At 68.5% G+C, this 22,410-nt stretch carries 21 protein-coding genes; 16 read left to right on the top strand and 5 right to left on the bottom strand.

Annotated features, from left to right (window positions below):
* The first annotated feature begins 667 nt into the window (after nt 1-667).
* The 14 genes from ACWDXS_RS30040 to ACWDXS_RS29975 all read left to right on the top strand — a co-directional run bounded on the left by ACWDXS_RS30040 (nt 668) and on the right by ACWDXS_RS29975 (nt 15,709).
* Nucleotides 668-1,237, top strand: a complete 570-nt coding sequence (locus ACWDXS_RS30040; RefSeq protein ID WP_378636581.1) for a C40 family peptidase — start codon at nt 668-670, stop codon at nt 1,235-1,237.
* 224 nt (nt 1,238-1,461) lie between these two features.
* Nucleotides 1,462-2,526, top strand: a complete 1,065-nt coding sequence (locus tag ACWDXS_RS30035) for an NlpC/P60 family protein (protein ID WP_378992541.1) — start codon at nt 1,462-1,464, stop codon at nt 2,524-2,526.
* Between the two features lie 9 nt (nt 2,527-2,535).
* Nucleotides 2,536-3,543 (top strand): peptidase MA family metallohydrolase, encoded by a 1,008-nt coding sequence (locus ACWDXS_RS30030; protein ID WP_387447634.1) that lies wholly within the window; start codon nt 2,536-2,538, stop codon nt 3,541-3,543.
* A gap of 67 nt (nt 3,544-3,610) precedes the next feature.
* Complete coding sequence (locus tag ACWDXS_RS30025; RefSeq protein ID WP_378992538.1) at nt 3,611-4,738, top strand: glycosyltransferase family 4 protein; 1,128 nt, start codon at nt 3,611-3,613, stop codon at nt 4,736-4,738.
* Between the two features lie 43 nt (nt 4,739-4,781).
* On the top strand, nt 4,782-5,177 hold the full coding sequence (locus ACWDXS_RS30020; RefSeq protein WP_449970851.1) for a polyketide cyclase / dehydrase and lipid transport: 396 nt from the start codon (nt 4,782-4,784) through the stop codon (nt 5,175-5,177).
* Nucleotides 5,178-5,216: 39 nt separating this feature from the next.
* Nucleotides 5,217-5,654, top strand: a complete 438-nt coding sequence (locus ACWDXS_RS30015; RefSeq protein WP_378992534.1) for an SRPBCC family protein — start codon at nt 5,217-5,219, stop codon at nt 5,652-5,654.
* Entirely contained in the window at nt 5,651-6,931 is a 1,281-nt protein-coding gene (locus ACWDXS_RS30010; RefSeq protein WP_449970877.1) for an ArsA family ATPase, read from the top strand. The genes ACWDXS_RS30015 and ACWDXS_RS30010 overlap by 4 nt, the downstream gene beginning before the upstream one ends.
* Entirely contained in the window at nt 6,921-7,622 is a 702-nt protein-coding gene (locus ACWDXS_RS30005) for a hypothetical protein (RefSeq protein ID WP_387447635.1), read from the top strand. The genes ACWDXS_RS30010 and ACWDXS_RS30005 overlap by 11 nt, the downstream gene beginning before the upstream one ends.
* The gene (locus ACWDXS_RS30000; RefSeq protein WP_449970846.1) at nt 7,619-8,614 is read left to right on the top strand and encodes an ROK family protein; all 996 of its coding nucleotides are present in this window, start codon (nt 7,619-7,621) and stop codon (nt 8,612-8,614) included. The genes ACWDXS_RS30005 and ACWDXS_RS30000 overlap by 4 nt, the downstream gene beginning before the upstream one ends.
* Before the next feature lie 113 nt (nt 8,615-8,727).
* Nucleotides 8,728-9,456: a lysophospholipid acyltransferase family protein gene (locus ACWDXS_RS29995; protein WP_378992532.1), complete on the top strand. Its 729-nt coding sequence runs from the start codon at nt 8,728-8,730 to the stop codon at nt 9,454-9,456.
* Nucleotides 9,457-9,629: 173 nt separating this feature from the next.
* Nucleotides 9,630-11,009: an ABC1 kinase family protein gene (locus ACWDXS_RS29990; protein ID WP_379313483.1), complete on the top strand. Its 1,380-nt coding sequence runs from the start codon at nt 9,630-9,632 to the stop codon at nt 11,007-11,009.
* Between the two features lie 97 nt (nt 11,010-11,106).
* Complete coding sequence (locus ACWDXS_RS29985; protein WP_449970842.1) at nt 11,107-12,660, top strand: alkaline phosphatase D family protein; 1,554 nt, start codon at nt 11,107-11,109, stop codon at nt 12,658-12,660.
* A 51-nt stretch (nt 12,661-12,711) separates the two neighbouring features.
* Entirely contained in the window at nt 12,712-13,983 is a 1,272-nt protein-coding gene (locus ACWDXS_RS29980; RefSeq protein WP_378660387.1) for an FAD-binding oxidoreductase, read from the top strand.
* 232 nt (nt 13,984-14,215) lie between these two features.
* The gene (locus ACWDXS_RS29975; protein ID WP_449970838.1) at nt 14,216-15,709 is read left to right on the top strand and encodes an MFS transporter; all 1,494 of its coding nucleotides are present in this window, start codon (nt 14,216-14,218) and stop codon (nt 15,707-15,709) included.
* Between the two features lie 135 nt (nt 15,710-15,844).
* Here the strand turns inward: ACWDXS_RS29975 and ACWDXS_RS29970 are convergent, their stop codons facing one another.
* Both ACWDXS_RS29970 and ctaC read right to left on the bottom strand, forming a co-directional pair.
* Nucleotides 15,845-16,261, bottom strand: a complete 417-nt coding sequence (locus ACWDXS_RS29970; protein WP_056816603.1) for a cytochrome c oxidase subunit 4 — start codon at nt 16,259-16,261, stop codon at nt 15,845-15,847.
* Between the two features lie 10 nt (nt 16,262-16,271).
* Entirely contained in the window at nt 16,272-17,261 is a 990-nt protein-coding gene (ctaC, locus tag ACWDXS_RS29965; protein WP_378992675.1) for an aa3-type cytochrome oxidase subunit II, read from the bottom strand.
* Nucleotides 17,262-17,742: 481 nt separating this feature from the next.
* Between ctaC and asnB the strand changes: the two genes are divergently transcribed.
* Nucleotides 17,743-19,686: an asparagine synthase (glutamine-hydrolyzing) gene (gene asnB, locus ACWDXS_RS29960; RefSeq protein ID WP_449970874.1), complete on the top strand. Its 1,944-nt coding sequence runs from the start codon at nt 17,743-17,745 to the stop codon at nt 19,684-19,686.
* Between the two features lie 57 nt (nt 19,687-19,743).
* On the opposite strand, the gene ACWDXS_RS29955 is transcribed toward asnB, so the two are convergent.
* Nucleotides 19,744-20,670, bottom strand: a complete 927-nt coding sequence (locus tag ACWDXS_RS29955) for a carbohydrate kinase family protein (protein WP_378992673.1) — start codon at nt 20,668-20,670, stop codon at nt 19,744-19,746.
* A gap of 230 nt (nt 20,671-20,900) precedes the next feature.
* Nucleotides 20,901-21,257 (bottom strand): HesB/IscA family protein, encoded by a 357-nt coding sequence (locus ACWDXS_RS29950; protein WP_067459056.1) that lies wholly within the window; start codon nt 21,255-21,257, stop codon nt 20,901-20,903.
* A gap of 315 nt (nt 21,258-21,572) precedes the next feature.
* Between ACWDXS_RS29950 and ACWDXS_RS29945 the strand changes: the two genes are divergently transcribed.
* Entirely contained in the window at nt 21,573-22,172 is a 600-nt protein-coding gene (locus ACWDXS_RS29945) for a DUF3043 domain-containing protein (RefSeq protein WP_378636811.1), read from the top strand.
* A gap of 58 nt (nt 22,173-22,230) precedes the next feature.
* Here ACWDXS_RS29945 and ACWDXS_RS29940 read toward each other — a convergent pair whose 3' ends face one another.
* A complete protein-coding gene (locus ACWDXS_RS29940) occupies nt 22,231-22,398 on the bottom strand; it encodes a hypothetical protein (protein WP_378992528.1) in 168 nt (55 codons plus the stop codon).
* Between the last annotated feature and the right edge of the window lie 12 nt (nt 22,399-22,410).

The raw sequence follows: 22,410 nt of genomic DNA, 5'->3' as shown, positions 1-22,410 counted from the left end.
GATGACCGCCCAGCCGCTCGGGCGCACCTCCTCCGAGCGCATCGAGTCGGCCATGGCCAGTAGATGTCGGAGAGAACCACCCGGCGACCCGTCCCGCGACCCGGCACAACCCGGGGCCGTGATCTTCGGAGCCGACAATTCGGCGCGAGACTTTCGTTCTGATGCGAACAAAATGCCCAAGATCAAACTGATTTGTGACCGGGCTCACATTCTTATCGAATTCACATGAGTTCATCAGATTTCAATGGGTAATCGGCCTTACCGATCTGCGCGCGCCGCAGCTTACGGCGCGCCGCCCGTGAGGCGAACCGTCCGACACGCAGGCAAACCATGCTCCAAGCCTGCGCGACCTGCGGATTTACCGATTCTGGGCACGAAAATCGCCGCGCGAGCCCTATTGGCGACGCGCCGGTAGCACCCGGAAATCTCGATCGCCGCGACCTGGCGTTATCGTTTCGTGATCGGGTGTGACTCAGCTCGCACACATTCTTCGGTGACATCAGCCGAAACCCCCCTTGGACCGATGTCCGACTTTACAAACCCCCGTGATGTCTTCGTAACCTTTTTGAGACCTCACGGAGTCCCGCCGATCGGAAACGGTCAGCGAGACGAAGCCCGCCGCGTCAAACGGACACGGCGTCGTGGGGCAGATTGGAAGTTCCGCATCATGGCGAACAACACCGTCAAGCGTCAGGCGCAGCGTGCCGTTGCCGTCGGAGCCGTCGGCGCTGCCACCATCGGCGCGTTCCTCCTGCCGGCCGCCCCGGCATCGGCCACCCCGGTGACCGTGCCCGGCATCGGCACTTTCGAGGTTCCGAACGAGATTCCGCTGCCCCAGGGCGTCCCCGGCATCGAGATCCCGGCCGCGCCGCAGGTTTTCACCGCACCGCGCGCCACCGCCGCCGACATCGCCCTCGATGCCGCGCTGAGCAAGATCGGCTCGCCCTACGTCTACGGCGCCGCGGGCCCGAACGCCTTCGACTGCTCGGGTCTGGTCCAGTGGGCCTACGCCCAGGCCGGCATGGACATTCCGCGCACCAGCGACGCCCAGCTGGGCGCCGGCACCCCGGTCTCCATCGATGCCCTGCAGCCCGGCGACATGGTGTCGTTCTACGGCGGCGGCCACTCCGGCCTGTACGCCGGTGACGGCAATGTCGTGCACGCCTCCACCGCGGGCACCCCCGTTCAGATCGCGTCGCTGTCGTCGATGCCGTTCGCGGGTGCTCGACGCTTCTGATCGAATGCCGCATGATGCGCAGTTCGCGGGGAAGTGCGCACCGTCACGGCACTGATCGTCCGGGTACGTGCGCCGTCCACTGGGTTGGACGGCGCACGTACCTTTACTGGACACGACTGCATACAGTTCCGTAACCTGATCGAGACCTTCTCGGCTGACGAGGAGATCGCGCTCAGGTAGTGCGCTGTATCGGCGGACAACGAGAGAACGGGGCACGGGCCACTGTGACTGCACACCACCGGAATTCGCACGCCACGCGTGGTTTCGCCGGAGCCCTTTCCGCCGCGATCCTGGTGTGCGCGATCTACACCGCCGGCCCCTCCGGTGCCGACCCCGTGGCCATGCCGACCACCGCGACCGACGCGATCTCCCGCATGGTCGACCTCTCTCGCCAGTCCGAGCAGCTCAACCAGCTCGCGCTCACCGCGCAAGGCGATCTCGACGCCAAGCTCGCGCTGCAACGCGAAGCCGACGACAAGGTCGCCGCCACCTCCGCGGTCGTCGAGGCCGCCCGCGCCGAAGTGCGCAGGTTCCAGCCGATGATCGACCGCACCGCCGTGGCCGCCTATACCGGCGTACGCACCAACAGCATGTTCGCCGTGCTGTCGAGCGGTTCACCGCAGCAGTTGCTGGACAAGATGTCGACGCTGGACGTGCTCGCCCAGCAGACCACCGACACGGTCCGCCAGTTCAAGCAGGCCGCCGACGCCGCCACCGCGGCCGACGCCGTCGCCCGCACCGCCGCCGAGGCGGCGCACGCCGCGACCACCGCCGCCGACGCGGTGCGCGCCGATGTCGAACGCAAACGCCAGGACCTCGCCGCCTCGACCACCTCGGTGGTCGAGGCGTGGAGCCAGCTCTCGGCGCGCGACAAGTCGACGCTGGCCGGTTCACCGTTCCCCCCTGGCTTCGACCGTGATTCGCTGCTCGCGGGCCTGGTCCCCGGCAGCGGCACCAGCGCGCTGGCCGCCGCCCTCACCCGCGTCGGCGATCCGTATGTCTGGGGCGCCACCGGGCCCGATCAGTTCGACTGCTCCGGTCTCGTGCAGTGGGCGTTCAAGCAGGTCGGCAAGAACGTGCCGCGCACCAGTTCCCAGCAGGCGGGCTACGGCACGCCGGTATCCAAGGACGAACTGCTGCCCGGCGACGTGATCCTGTTCTATCCCGACATCACCCACGTCGGCATCTACGCGGGCAACGGAATGATGGTGCACGCCTCCACGTTCGGCGTGCCGGTCGCTGTCGCGCCGATCAACACCACCCCGTACCACTCGGCCCGGCGATACTGAGCAAGACCGGTGACCGATCCGTCCCCCCGCTCGGGCCTGCGTTCGTGGTTCTCGTCGAACGGCCGCCTGGAATTCTGCATCACGCTCGCCTCGGTCACACTGCTGACCGGGGCGTGCGTGGCACTGATCCTGGTGCCGCGCAACGCGGGTCCGTTGCAGCTGGCCACCGACGAGGCCGAAGTCCTCGACACCTCCGAGGGCATCGACAATCCGCGCTTGAGTCCGGTGCGACGCGAGCTGCAACCCTACGGCCCGATCCTGGTGCGTGAAGTCGCCGACGGTGCCGCGGCCCCGGCGCTGCTGGTGGCCCACCCCAGCCATCGCGCCGATCTCGATGTCCTCGAACAACAGCTGGGCCGGGCCATTTCGGATGTGAGCGCGGTGTGGGGCACCGAGTGGAATCGCGCGCCCGTGGTGGTCGTGGCGAGCACTCCCGCCGAATTCACCGCGCTGACCAGGTCCGCGGGCGCCACCGGCGCCGACGTGGCCGCCGTGTCGCTCACCGGGTCCTACACCCCGGGCACCCAGCCCACCGACCAGCGCATCGTGTTCAACCCCGACGCCCGCAGGCGGGTCGGCAACGAGGGCATGGCCACGCTGCTGCGCCACGAACTCACCCACCTCGCCACCCGAGCCGACACCACCGACGGCGCACCACTGTGGATGCTGGAGGGCTTCGCGGAGTACGTCGCTCAGCGCGATCAGCAGACCACCTTCTCCCAGATCGCGCCCACGCTGACCACCCGGTTGCGCGGCGGCGCCCTGCCCACCGAACTCGTCGCCGATACCGATTTCACCGGTGTCGACGCGGCCTACGCCTACGAAAGCGCGTGGAGCACCTGTGCCTTCCTCGCCGACCGCTACGGCACCGCCGCCCTCACCACCTTGTACAAGCGCCTGGCCACCGGCCCGCAGTCCCCCGCGGCCCAGGATGCGGCGTTCACCGCCGTGCTCGGGGCCTCGCGCGCTGAGTTGCTGGACGGGTGGCGGGCCTGGTTGCGCGGCCGCGCCGCATGACGGGCAGGCGCGGGTACGCCCGACCACGTCCGCCCACCCGTCAGCCGACCGATTAGGTTGTTCTCTTATGGCCCGAACTCTGCTGGTTACCAACGATTTCCCGCCTCGGCCGGGCGGAATCCAGTCGTATCTGCAGGCGCTGTCGAATCAGCTGCCGCCCGAGGACCTGGTGGTGTACGCCCCGCGCTGGCGCGGTGACAGCCACGAGAAGTTCGACGCCGCGCAGAAGTTCCAGGTGGTGCGTCATCCGACGACATTGATGTTGCCGACCCCCGCGGTCATCAAGCGGGCGAGTGCGCTGCTGCGCGAACACGGCTGCGACACCGTGTGGTTCGGCGCGGCCGCTCCCCTGGCGGCGATGGCGCCGATGCTGCGGCGCGCGGGAGCGGAGCGCATCCTGGCCAGTACCCACGGTCACGAGGTCGGCTGGTCGATGCTGCCCGGTTCGCGCCAGGTGCTGCGGTCGATCGGCGAGCACACCGATGTGGTGACCTACGTCAGCAAGTACACCCGCGGCCGTTTCGCCTCGGCCTTCGGTCCGCGCGCGGCACTCGAGCATCTGCCGCCGGGCGTCGACCCCACCGAGTTCCGGCCCGACCCGGCCGCCCGGGAGGAGCTGCGCGCCCGCTACGGCCTCGGCGAGCGCCCGACGGTGCTGTGCCTGTCGCGGCTGGTCCCGCGCAAGGGTCAGGACATGCTGATCGTGGCGATGAGCGAGATCCGCGAGCGCGTCGACGGCGCGGTGCTGGTGATCGCCGGCGGTGGACCGTACGAGACGCGCCTGCGCGCGCTGGCCGAGGCGCTCGGCGTGCAGGACAGTGTGGTGTTCACCGGGCGGGTGCCCTCCGGCGAGCTGGCCGCCCATCACACGATCGCCGATGTGTTCGCGATGCCGTGCCGTACACGCGGGGCGGGCCTGGACGTCGAGGGGCTCGGGATCGTCTTCCTCGAGGCGTCGGCGACCGGGGTCCCGGTCGTGGCGGGTGACTCCGGCGGCGCCCCCGAGACGGTGCGCGAGGGCGAGACCGGCATCGTGGTGCACGGCCGGTCGGTCCCGCAGATCAGCGATGCCATCGTCGAGCTGCTCACCGACCGGGACAAGGCGGCCGAGATGGGCGCCGCGGGCCGGGCCTGGGTGGAGCGGAACTGGCATTGGGACCGTCAGGGCGCCCGGTTGCGGGAACTGCTGCGGTGACACCTTGGCCGGGCCCGATGTGGCGTCCACTACGCTCAGCCGGGTGAGCAGTATCCAGGTCGCAGATCAGACCTTCCTCGCCGCACCCGGCACCGCGATCGCCGAGGTGCTCAGCGCCGCGAACAACTGGCGCCGCTGGTGGCCCGACCTGCGCCTCGATGTGCGCGAGGATCGCGGCGACAAAGGCATCCGCTGGACGGTGGCAGGCGCGCTGACCGGCACCATGGAGGTATGGCTCGAGGCCGTCCCCGAGGGCGCCGTCCTGCACTACTTCCTACACGCCGAGCCCACCACGGCCGCGTCGAAGCCGCCGCGCGCGCTCGCCGCGGCCAATCGCGCCCGCCGGGTCGCGGGCCGCAACATGGCCTTCGAACTCAAAGCACGACTAGAAGCCGGTCGCCCCGCGGGCGTCGCGCCCGCGATCCCCGCCGCCCCCTGACAGGCATCGTTCCCAGACAGAAATGAGGGCTTGGCTGCCATGGCCGACCGGACTCAGAGATCGATTCTCATCGACGCACCGTCGCAGCAGGTGATGGCCGTTATCGCGGATCTGGAGTCCTATCCGGAGTGGGTGGCCGCCGCGAAGTCGGTCGAAGTCGTCGATCGCGATGCCGAAGGGCGTGCGGCCACCGCACGGTTCGTGCTCGACGCCGGCGTCGTCAAGGACACCTACGTGCTGTCCTACACCTGGCGCGCCGACGGCAAAGCGGTGAGCTGGCGGCTGCTCGAAGGTGACCTGCAGAAGGCCCAGGACGGCAGCTACGAACTCCGGGACCGGCCGGGGGGTGGCACCGAGGTGGTCTACGAACTCACCGTCGACCTGAACATCCCGATGATCGGCATGTTCAAACGTAAAGCCGAGAAGGTCATCACCGACACCGCGCTCAACGAGCTCAAGAAGCGGGTCGAAGGCTGAGCGCCCCGGGCGGTACCCGCGTCGAACTGTTCGTCGGCAAGGGTGGTGTCGGGAAGACGACGCTGGCCTGCGCGACGAGCATGACCTATGCCCGCTCGGGTCAGCGTGTGCTGATCGCCTCGCTGGATCAGGCCCATTCGCTCGGCGACGCGCTCGGTTTCCGTTTCCCGCACGATCCGGGCACCGTCGCCGGGGTGGCCCGGGTGGCGCCCGGCATCGAGGTGATCGAGATCGATTCCCTCGCCCTGCTCGAGGACCGTTTCCGCGATGTGGTGACGATGCTCGCCACAGGCGGCGGCCACGATCACGGCTTCGACCTCGCCGCGCTGGACCCGGCCGAGCTGACCGGGCTGCCCGGTGTGCAGGAACTGTTGATGCTGGTCGAGATCGCCCAGTACGCCGAGGAGAACGACTGGGACGTCATCGTCGTCGATTGCCCGCCCTCGGCCGACATGCTGCGCATCGTCACCGCCCCCGACACCATGCTCAACTATCTCGAACGCCTCTGGCCCCGGCATGCGCGCACGATGAGCGCGATCGGACTGGATCTCCGCAAGGCGGTGCTCGCGGCCGCGGTCGAACGGGTCGTGGTCGCGGTGACCCAGGTCCGCGATCTCCTCGCCGACCGCACCCGCACCAGCGCCCGCCTGATCACCGGGCCCGAACAGGTCGCCGTCGCCGAGGCGCGGCGGGTGCGTTCGGCGGCCGCGTTGCTGGGCCTGCGGATGGACGCGGTGGTGGTGAACAAGGTGCTGGCCCCGGTGCCACCGCCCGGCGACAATGCCCACCCGGCCGTGCACTGGTATCTGAACCGCCGAGCCGAGCAACTCGAGGTGGTGGCCCGGCTGCACGAGCAACTCACCGATGTCCCGATCCTGATCGCCCAGCACGCCGGCGCCGAGCCGGTGGGGGTGAATTCGCTGGCGGCCTTCTCCCGTTCGGTCGACACGCTGCCCGCCCAACACGCTCAGGGCGCGGATTCGGGCGAACCGATGGTTCGATGGGAGTCCGGCTCCGGTGTCGACTCCGTGTACGCGATGCGGATGCGGCTGCCGGTAGTCGATCCCGGCACCTTGCGGCTGGGCCGAGTGGAGGACGATCTGATCGTGGGAGCCGACGGGGTACGCACACGCGTACGCCTCGCGCCGGTGCTGCGACGCTGCACAGTGGCGGGCGCCGAACTCGACACCGGTCACCTCGTGGTCCGCTTCCGGCCCGATCCGCGGGTGTGGCCCGCCGATCCGAACTACACGAAGGCCACCGCAGATGAGCACTGACTCCCAGTCCGAGCGCCACGGCCACGACGGCTTCGCCGAGTTCACCGAGGAGCTGCGCCTACTCTCCGAAGTTCTCCTCGCCCGGGTCGAACCCGTGCTACGCCGCACCGCCGCCGACGGTCGGGCCGACCTGGGCGGTTGCGCCTGGTGCCCGGTCTGCGCGGCCGCGGCCCTGCTGCGCGGCGACCACCACGACGTCGTCGCGGCCCTCGCCGACCACGGCACCTCCATGGTGACGGTCCTGCGCGAAGCCCTCGCGGGCATTCCCGTCGAACCGGTCCTCCCGCCGGAATGGGCCGAGCACGCTGCGGGACACCCGAATTCGGCCGACGACCATGCCACCGCACACGAGCCCACAGGTCAGCCCCCACGCCCCAGCGGTGCCACGGGTCTGCAGGATCCGGGTTCCAGCCCGCGCTCGCGAGCCCCGCGCCCGGACCAGTCCAGCGCCCCTCGCCCGCGCCGGGTCGACGAGTACAACGCGCCGCGGACCACGCGCACACCGCACATCACCCCCGAACCCGACCGCGCCGACGCGACCGCGCCGGACGCTGCCGCTTTCGCCACCACCGCGCCGCCGACGGCCGCCGACCCGAACCAGCGCCCCAGGCCCACCGCCGAGGATCGGTCGGCCGCCGCCCGCGCGCCGCGCTCGCAATATGTCGACATTCCGGTGACGATCCGGGGATGACCAGCAGGATCGACCCTCAACACCTGCTCACCGTCGGCATCGATGTGGGTGGCACCAACATTCGTGCCTCGGTGGTCGACGTCGACGGTGAGGTGCTCGACACTGTGCAGGCGCCGACCCCGCATTCGGCGCGCGCCCTCGAGGACGCGATCGACCGCTCGGTGCGCGAGCTGGCCCGGCGGCATCCGATCGCGGCGGTGGGGCTGGCCGTCGCCGGTTTCATCTCGACCGATCAATCGACGGTCCTGTTCGCCCCGCACCTGCCGTGGCAGAACGCCCCGGTCGCCCAACGGCTCACCGCGCGGCTGGGCCTGCCGGTGATCCTCGAACACGACGCGAACGCCGCGGGTTGGGCCGAGTACCGCTTCGGTGCGGCGGCGGGCGGGCAGACGGTGGTGCTCGTCGCGATCGGCACCGGCATCGGCGCCGCGCTGCTCATCGACGGTCAGCTCTATCGCGGCAGCCACGGCATCGCCCCCGAACTCGGCCATCTCCAGGTCGTGCCCGAGGGCCGTGCCTGTCCCTGCGGCAAACACGGCTGCTGGGAGCGCTACTGCAGCGGAACGGCGCTGGCCGACACCGCCATCGAGATGCTCGCCACCGACCCTGTGCGTTCGGTGCTGGCGCGCGATGTGCTGCGCGACCCCGGCTCGCTCACCGGCCGCCGGGTCGCGGGCGCCGCACAGGACGGCGATCCGCTCGCGGTCCGGGTGATGGCCGACTTCGCGCGGTGGCTCGGACTCGGCCTCGCCTTCGTCAGCGATCTGTTCGATCCCGACCTCGTGGTGATCGCGGGTGGGGTGAGCAGTTCGGCGCCGCTGTTCCTCGACGAGGCTCGCGAACACTACGCGAGGGCGGTCACCGGAGCCGGGCATCGGCCGCTGGCGCGTCTGCGCACCACGCAGCTCGGGGAGGCCGCGGGCATGATCGGCGCCGCGGAATTGGCCAGGGCGGCGGTCGATGCGCCGGTGGCCGGTCGCGCGGCGAGATAAGGGTCACAGCCATGTGCTCCAGCTACCAGCTCGGGTTGGTTGTGACCTGCGACCAGCGGTAAAGTCGTTGTCCGAAGCCGCACACCACGATCCCGGTCCGAAGAAAGGACGCCATGTTCTATTGGCTGCTCAAGTACGTCTTCCCGGGACCGTTCATGCATCTGTACAACCGGCCCGTTGTCGAGGGCCTCGAGAACGTCCCGGCTGATGGACCGGCGATCATGGCGGGTAACCATCTGTCGTTCTCCGATTGGCTGTTCGCACCGCTGCTGAGCCCGCGGCGGATCAACTACCTCGCCAAGGCGGAGTACTTCACCACCCCCGGCTTCAAGGGGCGCCTGCAGAAGTTCTTCTTCAGCGGCACCGGCCAGTACCCGATCGATCGCAGTGGCGCCTCGGCTGCCGACGACGCACTCATCGCCGCCACCAAACTCCTCGACGAAGGTCGCCTCGTCGGCCTGTACCCCGAGGGCACCCGCTCCCCCGACGGCCGCCTCTACAAGGGCAAGACCGGCATGGCGCGCCTCGCGCTGGAGACCGGCGTCCCGGTGATCCCGGTCGCGGTGATCGGCACCGACAAGGTGAGCCCGCCCGGACCGTTCAAGTGGCGTCGCCAGAAGGTCACGCTGAAGTTCGGTGCGCCTCTTGATTTCTCGCGCTACGAGGGTATGAGCGGTAACCGCTTCGTCGAACGCGCTGTCACCGACGAGGTGATGTACGAGCTGATGCGGCTCACCGGCCAGGAATATGTCGACGTGTACGCGCACAGCCTCAAGAAGGGCGTCGCGCCCACCGACAACCAGATCGACGCCACCCGCATCCCCGAGACCAAGGCCGGCTGAGCCGAACCCTGGTGCGCCACACGATGAACCGGCGTACGTCGTCGTTACCCGGATCGTTTCTCCGCGCACGCGTCCGCCGTTGCCCGGACACCTTCGCGCCCGATTGGTAACCTTTGCCAGGCACGGGCGGGCGGCCACCACAGGTGGCGGGCGTCGGGACAGCGAGGTAGACGATGGCCGGAGGCGAATCCGACGAGGGTCGCGTCATGCCGTTCGCCCGGCGGACGACCCCGCGTGACGGCAATCCGCCCACCGGCCGGGTAGTGCGCAGCGCGCGCTTGGCCGCGGTACCGGTGGCCTACGCGGGCCGCCGCATCGCGGGCTTCGGCAAACGCGCCGCGGGTCGCGACCCCGCCGCCGTCGACCGCGACATCCGCGTTCGCACCGCCGAACACCTCTTCCAGGTACTCGGCGAGCTCAAGGGCTGTGTCGCGAAACTGGGCCAGCTCCTCGGCCTGCTCGAACTCGGCCTGGCCCCCGACCTGGCCGAACCGTATCGCCAAGCCCTTGCCCGACTGCACGATTCGGCGCCCGCCATGCTTCCGGGCGCGGTCCACGCCGAGCTCGCCACCCATCTCGGCCCGGACTGGCGCTCGCTGTTCCTCGAATTCGACGACCGCGCCTCCGCCGCCGCCTCGGTCGGCCAGGTCCATCGGGCCCGCTGGCACGACGGCACGCAGGTCGCGGTCAAGGTCATGTACCCCGGCTCCCGCCGCGCGGTGCTGGCCGACCTGCAAGCTCTGCGACGCGCCACACCGTTGTTCACCGCACTGCTGCCCGGCGCCGACACCCGCCCGGTGGTGGAGGCGCTGTGCAACGAGATCCGCGACGAACTCGACTACGCCCGCGAGGCCGTCAACCAGCGCGCCTTCGCCACCGCCTTCGCCGACGACCCCGATGTCGTGGTGAGCCGGGTGATCGCCCAGCACGGTGACGTACTGGTCACCGAATGGCTCGACGGTGTTCCCCTGTCCCGGTTGATCATTCGCGGCAATGCGAACGAACTCGACCGGCTCGGCGTGCTGATCATGCGTTTCCTGTTCTCCGCTCCCGCCCGCGCCGCCCTCGTCTACGGCGACCCGCACCCCGGTAATTTCCTTCGCATGCCCGACGGCCGGCTCGGCGTGGTCGACTTCGGCGCCTGCACACCGTGGCCCGGCACCTTCCTCGACGTCGCGAGCGATGTCGGCGCCGCCGTCATCGCCGACTCCCCCGCCGACCTCGAGGCCGCCATGCGCCGCCACGGCTTCGTCGCCCCCGACCGCGACCTCGACATCGCCACCGTCGCCGCCCGCCTGCAACCGGTCCGCGAAGCCCTCCTCGCCCCCACCTACCCGCTCTCGGCCGACTGGCTCCGCGAACAGGTCCGCCTCGCCACCGACCTGCGCCTGACGAACATCCTGCGCCAGCTCACCATGCCCCCCGCCCACACCCCGATCCTGCGCTCCTTCCTCGGCGGTCTGGCAGTCCTGTGCCAACTCCACACCGCCGTCCCCCTCCGCGCCGAATGCACCCGCTGGTACCCCGAAACCGCCGCCGCCGCGGGGCTGTAGACGCCTCACCCGAGTTCGGTCTGCCGTACGGCATCGTTCATGTTCCGTTGCCTTGCTAACGACCGGGTGTTCCGACCGGTGGCGCACCGTGACGTTCATGGCTGTTTCGGATTTCGCGATGTCTCGGCGCACGCTGCTGCGCGCAACCGCCCTCGGTGTGGTGACCGCTCCCGCCCTGGTGGCCTGCGGTGACGACGGGCCCGCACTGGTGCGAGCCAGGCCTTCGCTCACGCACGGGGTGGCGGTCGGGGATCCGCGTAGTGATGGCGCCTTGATCTGGGCTCGCTCGGATACGCCCGCGACGCTGGTGGTGGAGACGTCGGCGAGCGCGAAGTTCACCGACGTCAAGCGATTCACGGGGCCGCTGCTCACCCCGGCTACCGACGGCACCGGACGGGTGCGGGTGAACGGTCTGCCCGCCGGGCAGCTCGTGCACTACCGGGTACGCCTCGACGGGGAGGGCGGCGCCAGCTCGGAAACGCTCACCGGCGTGTTCCGCACGGCGCCGACCGCGCCCGCCGACATCTCGCTGCTGTGGTCCGGTGACGTCGCCGGCCAGGGTTTCGGGATCAACCCGGACCTGGGCGGCATGAAGGTGTTCTCCGCCATGGCCGCTCGCGACCCGCACCTGTTCCTGCATTCCGGCGACTGCATCTACGCCGACAACGCGCTGAAGGAATCGGTGACGCTGCCCGACGGGCGGATCTGGCGCAACATCACCGCCGAAGCGAAGAACGCCCCGGCGGAAACCCTCGACCAGTTCCGCGGCAACTACGCCTACAACCTCACCGACGACAACTACCGCCGGTTCAACGCCGCCGTCGCCCAGATCGTCCAGTGGGACGACCACGAGACCACCAACAACTGGTCCCCCGGCGGCACGGTCGCCGCCGACAAGGGCTACACCGAGCGCAGCATGGACACCCTCGCTACGCGTTCCTGGCAGGCCTTCCACGAGTGGATGCCGTTGGAGCCCAAGGAAGCCGTCGACGGCCGCCTCTACCGCAAGATCTCCTACGGCCCGCTGCTGGACGTGTTCGTCCTGGACATGCGCGCCTACAAGGACGCCAACACCGCCAATACCGCGCCCCAGGGCCAGATCCTCGGCGCCGCCCAGATCGCCTGGCTCACCGAGGGGTTGAAGAACTCCAAGGCCACCTGGAAGATCGTCGCCGCCGACCTGCCGCTGGGTGTGGTCGTCCCCGACGGCAAGACCGCCTTCGAAGGCCCCGCCAACGCCGCCCCCGGCGCACCGTCGGGCCGCGAGACCGAGATCGCCCAGGTGCTCTCGGCGATCAAGGCGAACAAGGTCGGCGATGTCGTCTGGCTCACCGCGGATGTCCACTACACCGCCGCGCACCACTACTCCCCCGCCCGCGCCGCCTTCACCGATTTCGACGAGTTCTGGGAGTTCGTCTCGGGCCCGCTCAACGCGGGCGCGTTCGGCCCCAACCCCCTCGATCCCACCTTCGGGCCCGAGGCGGTCTACGTCCACGCGCCGCCCACCGCGAACACCTCCCCGATGGATCCGGAGTACCAGCACTTCGGCGAGGTGAAAATCGACGGCCGCACCGGAGAAATGACCGTCAACTTGTGCGACGCGACCGGAAAAGTCCTGTTCACCAAGCAACTCGCGCCCACGCGGAAATAGGTGCGAAGTACCCTGCGCAAGAACCGCGCACCTATGGTTAGCTATGCGGTCATGGGCACGCCGCATACCGTCATCTCCGAAGAATATCTCCCCACCGATACGGCGGATGTCGTTCGCACTGTGCGTGATTCGCGCGGTCGGTCGGAACGGTTGACGGTGCGCGGCGGTGAACAGACCGAAGAGTCCTATGGCCTGACCGATCAGCGCGGGGCGCTCTCGCTGCGCAAGATGAACTCGGTGCTCGACATCAACCTGGGCCGGCGCACCGTGCGCGTGCAGGCGGGCGCGAAGCTGTCCGAGATCGACCGCAGGCTCGGCGCGCACGGCCTCGGCCTGCCGGTGGTCGGCGATCATCGCGACATCACCGCGGGCGGCTTCGCCTCCGTCGGCGGGGTGAGCACCGCCTCACACCGCTACGGCATGTTCATCGACCAGATCGTCGACCTCGAGTACGTCGACCCCGACGGCCGGATCGGCACCTGCGGGCGCGGCCACCACACCGAGCGGTTCCACCGCATCCTCGGCGCGGGCGGTCGCGCGGGCATCATCACCGCCCTCACCCTGGACGTGGTCGAGGTCGACAAAGACCACACCATGCTCACCACCGACGCCGACCGGTTCCTCGACTTCGACTCCTTCGTCGAGCACGCGACCAACGAGATCACCAACCCCGGCAGCGCGGCGCTGCAGGTCGGTCGCTGGGTCGACACCGCCCCGCTGAAGGTGGCGCGCCCGGTCGGCACCGGCCAGGTGACCCTCGGCGCCGTCCGTTTCGGTCAGTGGTCGAGCCTGTACCCCACCGCCCCCACGCGCGGCCTGCGGGCCCGGCGTGAGGTCGGCACGCGGACCCGGAAGTCGCTGGGCGCCATCGCTTCCGCCGCGGGCGGCCGCGCGGGCATGCCGGTCCGCAACGCGGCGGCGGGCGCGCTGATGTTCGCGCCGAAGGTCCTCACCATGCGCGACGCCGAGTACCTGGCCGACACCGTCATCAACTCCTCCGAGCGCGGCCCCGCCTACCGCGTCGGCGTGTTCGCCCCGCTGGCCAACTACGGTTCGGTCTTCTACGGCCTGCACGATCTGTTCTCGGCGCACCGCGAGCGCTCGGGCTGCTTCACCGTCATCTCCGCGATGACCTACGGCGTGCGCTCGGAGTATCTGCGCGCCGAAGCCGCCGCCCGCGGCCTCACGCCCGCCGACTACGGCCTGATCACCTTCACCTGCCGCCTGCGTCCCTCGGCCCTGCCCTCGGAGCAGCTGCGCGAGATCGTCTCGGGCATCGACGACATCTGCCGCTCGGAGCAGGGCCTGCGCTACAGCGTCTGAGGACGGACCCGGCGGGTTAGGCGTTTCGCCCGGCTGCGCGTATTCGCGCACTGTGTTACCCGCCGAACCCGCTGGTCACGTCGGGTCCGACGGTGGCTATCTGACTATCAGTCATATCTATCTCCCAGTGGATGGGATAGTCGGCTCTACGGATCACGCGGAGAAAGTGTGATGTCGGTTACGCATTTCGATCGTTCGTCGAATGCGGGCCCCATCCTCGAAAGGACCTCTGATGGTCGCTCCCACTCCGACACCCGCCGTGGACCGCTGGACCCCACGCCTGATCTTCTCGCTCGCCTCGATCGTGCTCCTGCTGGAGATGCTCGCGGTGAGCTACATGATGATCTCGACGGCGCTACCGTCGATCGCCGCGCACTACCAGACCACCCAGGGCGCCTGGTTGCTGACGTCGTTCCTGCTGGTCGGCGCCGTCACCGCGCCGCTGATCGGCAAGCTGGCGGACATGTACGGCAAGCGCAAAGCCCTGCTCGGGTGCGTGACCGTGGCAGCGGCGGGATCGCTGCTGTCGGCGATCGCGGGCAGCTACGCCCTCCTGATCGCGGGCCGTGCGCTGACCGGCCTGCTCATCCCCTGCCTGTTCCTGAGCTACTCGCTGATCCGGGACGTGTTCCCGGCGAAGACGATCGCGCTGGCGGTGAGCATCGCGACCAGCGGCATGGGGTTGATCGCGATTCCCGCGCCGTTCCTCACCGGGTGGCTGATCGACAACCACGGATTCCGCAGCATCTTCTGGTTCTTCGTCATCGGTCTCGCCGTGCTGGGCGCGCTGATCTTCTTCACGACGGCCGAGTCGTCGGTGCGGCTGCGCTCACGGATCGACCCGCTCGGAGCGATTCTGCTCGGCGGCGGCATCGCCGGCATCCTCATCGCGGTCAGCTTCGGACCGACCTGGGGCTGGCGTGACAGTACGACCATGGCGTACCTCTTCGGTGGCGTGGTGCTGCTGCTGGCCTGGCTGGCGAGCGCGCGAATGATCCGGGAACCGCTGATCGACCTCGATGTGCTCGGCCGTCGTTCGGTGCTGCTCACCACGATCGGCGCCGGACTCTGCTACGGCGCCAGCGGGCTGTTCACCATCCTGCTGCCGATGATGGCCATGACGCCCGCCGTGTTCGGGCTCGACTACGGATTCGGCGTCACCGCGGAGGGTTTCGCGATCTTCCAGGCGCCGGTGGGGCTGATGGTGGTGGTCGGCGGCGTGCTCGTGGGTGTGCTCGTCGGCCGCCGCGACGTCCGCCCCCGCATCCTGATGACCTGCGGCATGCTGCTGATGGCCGTCGGATTCGTGCTGACCGCCGCCGTGCACGACAGCAAGCCCCTGCTGATCGTCTTCGCGGGCATCTTCGGCACGGGCATGGGTATGGCCTACGCCGCGATCCCGAATCTGCTGATCGAGGCCGTGCCGCCGCAGTTGCAGGCAGGCACCGCCAGCATCGTCGGCGTCTCGCAGAGCGTGTTCCCCGCCGTCCTGCCGGTTATCGCGTTCACGATCATGAACAACTCCTACATCGCGCCGATCCCGCCGGAGATGACGCAGGGCGCGGTGTTCTATCTGGACCGCGGCTTCACGATCGCCTTCCTGATCGGTGGTGCGACCGCGCTCATCGGCGCGGTGGTCGCGGCGGCGCTGCCCCGCCGGATCGTGCAGCTGTCCGCTCCGCGCACGGTGGAAGGGCCGGAGGAAGGACTGGTGTTCGCGCACTGAGGCATTCGATGCCCAGAGCCGGTCGTGCGCTCGCACGACCGGCTCTGCCGTTCTCGGGAGACATCCTCCGACAACGAAAACGGTCGCCGTGACTCCCTCGGCTCGAGGGCGTCGCGGCGACCGTTTCCTGATGGATCAGTGCTTCTCGGCACCCAGGTAGTACTCGAAGACCAGGCCGGCGGCGGCGGCGAGCACGAGCACCACGCCGAGGCCGATCAGCCAGAACTGGAAGAACGCCAGACCCAGCGCGGTCACCGAACCGGCGCCCGCGAGGAGGATGGGCCAGAAGCTACCGGGCGAGAAGAAGCCCAGGTCACCGGCGCCGTCGACGATCTCGGCCTCTTCGTAGTCCTCGGGACGCAGGTCGATGCGACGCGCGACGAACCGGAAGTAGGTGCCGATGATCAGCGACAGACCCGCGGTCAGCACGATCGCGGTAGTGCCTGCCCACTCGATGCCGGTGCGCGACTGGGCGGTGAAGAAGCCGTAGACGATGCCCACCAGGATGAAGAACGCCGTGAGCAGTTCGAAGATCCGCGCTTCGATCCTCATATCAGAATCCTCACTTGCTCTCGTTCACCGAAGCGCTCTTGGCATCACGCTTGGTGTTGAAGGGGTACGTGGAGGTGGCCACCGGCGACTCGCCGATCGATGCCAGCGCCTCACCGTTGGTCTTGCCCTCGATGCGCGCCTGCATGTACTTGGCGTACTTCTCCGGCGAGACCGCGCGGACCTCGAAGTTCATCATCGAGTGGTAGGTGCCGCACATCTCGGCGCAGCGGCCGACGAACGCGCCTTCCTTCTCGATCTCGGAGATCTGGAAGACGTTGTCGGACTGGTTTTCCTTCGGGTTCGGCATCACGTCGCGCTTGAACATGAACTCCGGCACCCAGAAGGCGTGGATCACGTCGGCGGCGGCGAGCTGGAACTCGATGCGCTTACCGGTCGGCAGCACCAGGACCGGAATCTCTTCGCTGGAGCCGAAGGTCTCGACCTTGTCGTAGTGCAGGTACGAGAGGATGTCGTTGGCCGGCTTGCCGTGCAGGGGGCCCGGCTGCGGGTGACCCTTGTCGTTCTTCAGCTCACGGTATTCGGCGAGCTGCTCTTCGTTCAGCAGCTCCTTCTCCGTGTCGATGCCGTTCCAGGTGAGACCGCCGACGTTGTTGATGTTGCGGTAGCCGAACTTCCAGTTCCACTGGAAGGCGGTCACGTCGACGGTGACATCCGGGTTGTCGGTCTTCTCGTGCACATAGTTCTGCACGACCACGGTGAAGTAGAACAGCACCGCGATGATCACGAACGGGATCGCCGTGTAGGTCAGCTCCAGCGACACGTTGTAGCCGGTCTGGCGCGGGAACTCCGGGGAGTTCTTGCGCTTGCGGTGGAAGATGACCGTCCAGAAGGTCAGACCCCAGACCAGCACGCCCATGGCGAGCGCGGCCAGCACCGACCAGGTCCACAGCTCGCGCATCCGGGTGGCCTGCGGGGTGATACCCGACGGCCAGCCGAACCGGAGCCAAACATTGTCGATCGAGCAGCCCGAGACGAGCATCGCGGTGATCCCCAAGGACACCGCCAGCCCGGCCCGCCGAAGGATCCGGCCCTGCCGACCCTTCTCGGGTCGTGCCCCGATCTCTTCGCTCGCCTTGTGCGCCACGCTCACGCCTTCCTGGTCGCCACACATTCCGACACATTGCGTCGTCCGGGCGGCGATTCGCCCGTTCCGACACCTCTTCAAAGCAGTTTCAGGCCTCTCGAAGTATTGCCGCTGTGACGCCTGCACACCTGAGAAGGACCTGAGTACTACGCAGCGTAGACCAAAGCGGGCACTGTCTTGTCGCGGGGTCACTTTCGACACTCCGCCGTGACCGCGCCGAACATCGCGACCTGCGGTTTGGCCCTCGTCTGGTGGCTGCGCACCCCGCGGGAGCGGGCGAGCGCGGCGTGTCGGGCAGGCGTGCGGCATACTCGGACACAGCGTTTCGGCCCGTTGTGGCCACCCATCATCGAACGAGAGAAGGTTGGGCGACACCGTGTGCGGACTGCTCGGATTCCTGACAGCTGATTCCGCGACGACCGCGGTGGTCGATCAGGTGTACGACGCGCTGCACTGCCAGCGGCATCGTGGCCCGGACGAGAAGGGCACCTGGCACGACGATCACATGATCTTCGGGTTCAACCGCCTGTCCATCATCGATATCGAGCACTCGCACCAGCCGCTGCGCTGGGGCCCCGCGGACAACCCGCAGCGCTACGCGATGACCTTCAACGGCGAGATCTACAACTACCTCGAACTGCGTGAGCAGCTGGCCACCGAGCACGGCGCCGCATTCCCCGATGGCAAGATCTTCGCCACCGACGGTGACGGCGAGGCCATCGTGGCCGCCTTCCACTTCTGGGGTCCCGAGGCCGTGCGCAAGCTGCGCGGCATGTTCGCCTTCGCGATCTGGGACACCGAGACCTCGCAACTGTTCCTCGCGCGCGATCCGTTCGGTATCAAGCCGCTGTTCATCGCGACCGGCCCCGGCGGCACCGCCTTCGCCAGCGAGAAGAAGAGCCTGCTCGAACTGCTGAGCCCGCTGGAACTGTCCGACGAGCTGGACCCGCGCGCGCTCGAGCACTACACGGTGCTGCAGTACGTGCCCGAGCCCGAGTCGCTGCACCGCAACATCCGTCGCCTCGAGTCCGGCAACTACGCCACGGTGAAGGTCGGCCAGGAACCCGTTGTCACCCGCTATTTCCGCCCCGACTTCCGGGTCCGCCCGTTCGTGGCGGGGTCGGAGAAGGCACGCTACGCCGAGATCGCCGCGGCGCTCGAGGACTCGGTCGCCAAGCACATGCGCGCCGATGTGACCGTCGGTTCGTTCCTGTCGGGCGGCATCGACTCCACCGCCATCGCCGCGCTGGCCATGCGCCACAACCCGAAGCTGATCACCTTCACCACCGGGTTCGAGCGCGAGGGCTACTCCGAGGTCGACGTGGCCGCCGAGAGCGCCGAGCTGATCGGCGCCCGCCACATCGTCAAGGTGGTCTCCCCCGCCGAGTTCGCCGCCGCGATCCCCGAGATCGTCTGGTACCTCGACGATCCGGTCGCCGACCCGGCCCTGGTGCCGCTGTACTTCGTGGCCAAGGAAGCCCGCAAGCACGTCAAGGTGGTGCTCTCCGGCGAGGGCGCCGACGAACTGTTCGGCGGCTACACGATCTATCGGGAACCGTTGTCGCTCAAGCCCTTCGAGTATCTGCCCGCCGGTGCGCGCAAACTGCTCGGCAAGCTCGGTGACAAGATCCCCGACGGCAAGCGCGGCAAGTCGCTGCTGCAGCGCGGCTCGCTCAGCCTCGAAGACCGCTACTACGGCAACGCCCGCAGCTTCAACGACGCCCAGCTGCGCGCGGTCCTGCGCGACTTCCGCCCCGAGTGGACCCACCAGGACGTCACCGCGCCGATCTACGCCCAGTCCGCGGGCTGGGACCCGGTCGCGCGCATGCAGCACCTGGACCTGTTCACCTGGCTGCGCGGCGACATCCTGGTCAAGGCCGACAAGATGACCATGGCCAACTCCCTGGAACTGCGCGTGCCGTTCCTGGACAACGAGGTCATGCGCGTCGCCGAGGGCATCCCGTTCGATCAGAAGATCACCAAGGAAACCTCGAAGTACGCGCTGCGCCAGGCCCTGGACGGCATCGTCCCCGACCACGTCCTGCACCGCGCCAAGCTCGGCTTCCCGGTCCCGCTGCGCCACTGGCTGCGCGGCACCGAACTCTACGACTGGGCCGAAACCCAGATCGCCGAGTCCCAGACCGACCACCTGCTGCACAAGCCGGCCGTCCTCCAGATGCTCCGCGACCACAAAGCGGGCATCTCCGACCACAGCCGCCGCCTCTGGACCGTCCTGGTCTTCATGGTCTGGCACGGCATCTTCGTCGAGGACCGCATCAAGCCCGAAATCCAGGAACCGGTCTACCCGGTCTCGCTGTAGACGCACAGAAGAACGCCCCCTGGATCGAAAGATCCAGGGGGCGTTCGCGTTCTGTAGTCAGAGCAGGAAGGCCAGTTCGTCGGCGGCATCCGAGCCGTAGGCCTTGGTGAGGCGCTCGAGGGCGTCGTCGGTGTTGAGGGTCCACTCCTGGGTGCCGGTGGTCTCCAGGATCAGGACGGCGATCAGAGAGCCGAGCTGGGCGGCCCGTTCCAGGGTCAGGCCGGCGCGGTGGGCGGTGAGGAAGCCGGCGCGGAAACCGTCGCCGACGCCGGTCGGGTCGACCTTGGCCACCTCGGGCACCACACCGACGCGGATCTCGGTGCCGTCGGCGTCGACGACGAGCACACCTTCGGAACCCAGCGTGGTGACCCGGATGCCGACCTTGGCGGTGATGTCGGCTTCGCTGAGGCCGGTCTTCTGCTGCAGCAGGGCCCACTCGTACTTGTTGGTGAACAGGTAGGCGGCGCCGTCGACCAGTTCGGTCGCCTGCTCGCCGTCGAGACGGGCCAGCTGCTGGGACGGGTCGGCGGCATAGGCGATGCCCTGCGCCTTGGCCTGGCGGGTGTGCGCGACCATCGCGTCGGGGTCGTTCGCCCCGACCAGCACCAGGTCGACATCGTGGGCGGCGGTGATCGCGGCGATATCGATATCGCGCGCCTCGCTCATCGCCCCCGGGTAGAACGACGCGATCTGCGCCATCGTCTCGTCGGTGGTGCACACGAACCGGGCGGTGTGCGATGTCGCGGACACGTGCACGGCCGAGCAGTCGACGCCGCTGGCCTCCAGCCACTGGCGGTACTCGGCGAAGTCGGCGCCGACGGCACCGACGAGCACCGGACGCTGCTTCAGCAGGCCCATCGCGTAGGCGATGTTGCCCGCCACTCCGCCGCGGCGGATCTGCAGATCGTCGACGAGGAAGCTCAAGGACACATGATCGAGTTGATCGGCGAGCAGCGCATCGGCGAACCGGCCGGGGAAGCGCATGAGGTGGTCGGTGGCGATGGATGCGGACACGGCAACAGACACGAGGCAGGGCCCCTTCGACGCTAGACGAGGAAAACAGAAAGTCCGGGATCACCCGATCCCGGACTTCAACGTTAGCAAGCGCTACCGCCTGTGGTTCACCTGTTCGCTACCTCGCCACGCAACCACAATGATCCCGGGCGCGCCCTCGAAGGCGAGGTTACGGCGCCGCTAACCCGCGGCGCCGAACATCAGTTGAACGAATCGCCGCAGGCGCAGGAGCCGGTGGCGTTCGGGTTGTCGATGGTGAAGCCCTGCTTCTCGATGGTGTCGACGAAGTCGATCGAGGCGCCGTCGATGTACGGGGCGCTCATGCGATCGACGGCCAGCTTCACGCCGGAGAACTCCACGACGATGTCACCGTCGAGGATGCGATCGTCGAAGAACAGCTGGTAACGCAGACCGGCACAGCCACCGGGCTGCACGGCGATCCGCAGGGCCAGATCGTCGCGGCCCTCCTGGTCGAGCAGCGCCTTCGCCTTGATGGCGGCAGCGTCGGTCAGCGTCGCACCGTGGGTCTCGGTGGCGGTCTCGTTCTGCACAGTCATGGACACTCCTAGTTCGACTCAGCCCGTCAACGGACCTCAGGTGCACAGCGCACGACTGTCTTCAACGCTGTCGCAGCAACTGCTATTCCTATTTTGCCACCCTCGGCGCAGCCAGTGGACGCCACCTGGGTGCTTGTGCCCACAGTACGCCCTGTGACGGCGTGATCTGCGTCGCAGCCCGGCCGCGGATGAGACCGGGCCCACCGCTGAGCGGACCGCATTTCCCGATGGTCGGCATCATCGAATAGCCTGGTGAACGTGAAATTGTTTCGTCGCGACGAGTCCAGCACCATCGACGAGTCCGTCGACCCGTCGGTGTCCGACTCCGAACAGGCCGCCGCCACGGCGTCGACCACTCCCGGTAAGGGCAGGCCGACGCCGAAAAGGCGTGAGGCAGAAGGCAAGCGGCGCGGTCCGATCGCGCCCGCCCCGCTGACCGCCAAGGAAGCCCGCGCGCGCCGCAAGGCTGTCAAGGGCACCAAACAGGACCGCAAGGCCGCCGCCGCCGACCGTCGCGCCGCCGTGCAGGACCGCCGCGCCCGCATGCTCGCCGGCGAGGACAAGTATCTGCTGCCCCGCGATCAGGGCCCGGTCCGCGCGTATGTGCGCGACCTGGTGGACGCCCGCCGCAACCTCGTCGGCCTGTTCATGCCGATGGCGCTGGTGCTGATCCTGTCGATGTTCGTCGCCCCCGGCCTGCAGACCATCGTCACCCTGGCCATGCTGGTGATGATGGTCTTCATGATCATCGAGGGCTTCGTCCTGGGCAAGATCGTGAGCAACCGGGTGATCGAACGGTTCCCCGACACCACCGACACCGGCTTCAAGCTCGGCTGGTACGCCTTCGTCCGCGCCTCGCAGATCCGCAAGATGCGCGCTCCGAAGCCGCGGGTCGGCCCCGGCGACGCCGTCTGAGTTCGACCGGACTTGCGCATGCCGTCTCATCCCTGCGGATGGGGCGGCATTCGTCTTTTCAGTGATGGCTCGGGCGGATGTAGTCGGCGTAGCCCGCGATGGCTTTGAGCTCGGTGTCCATGCGCTGAGCGTCGCGGTCGACGATCCCGGTGGAGCCGGCGGTGCCGCGACCGATCAGTACGGCGAGTCCGATGACGGCGGTGAGGACGATCAGAAAAGTAAGCATGGCAGTAATTTT

This window comes from Nocardia sp. NPDC003183 (assembly GCF_053590715.1).
This window is presented reverse-complemented; position numbering and strand designations above follow the sequence as displayed.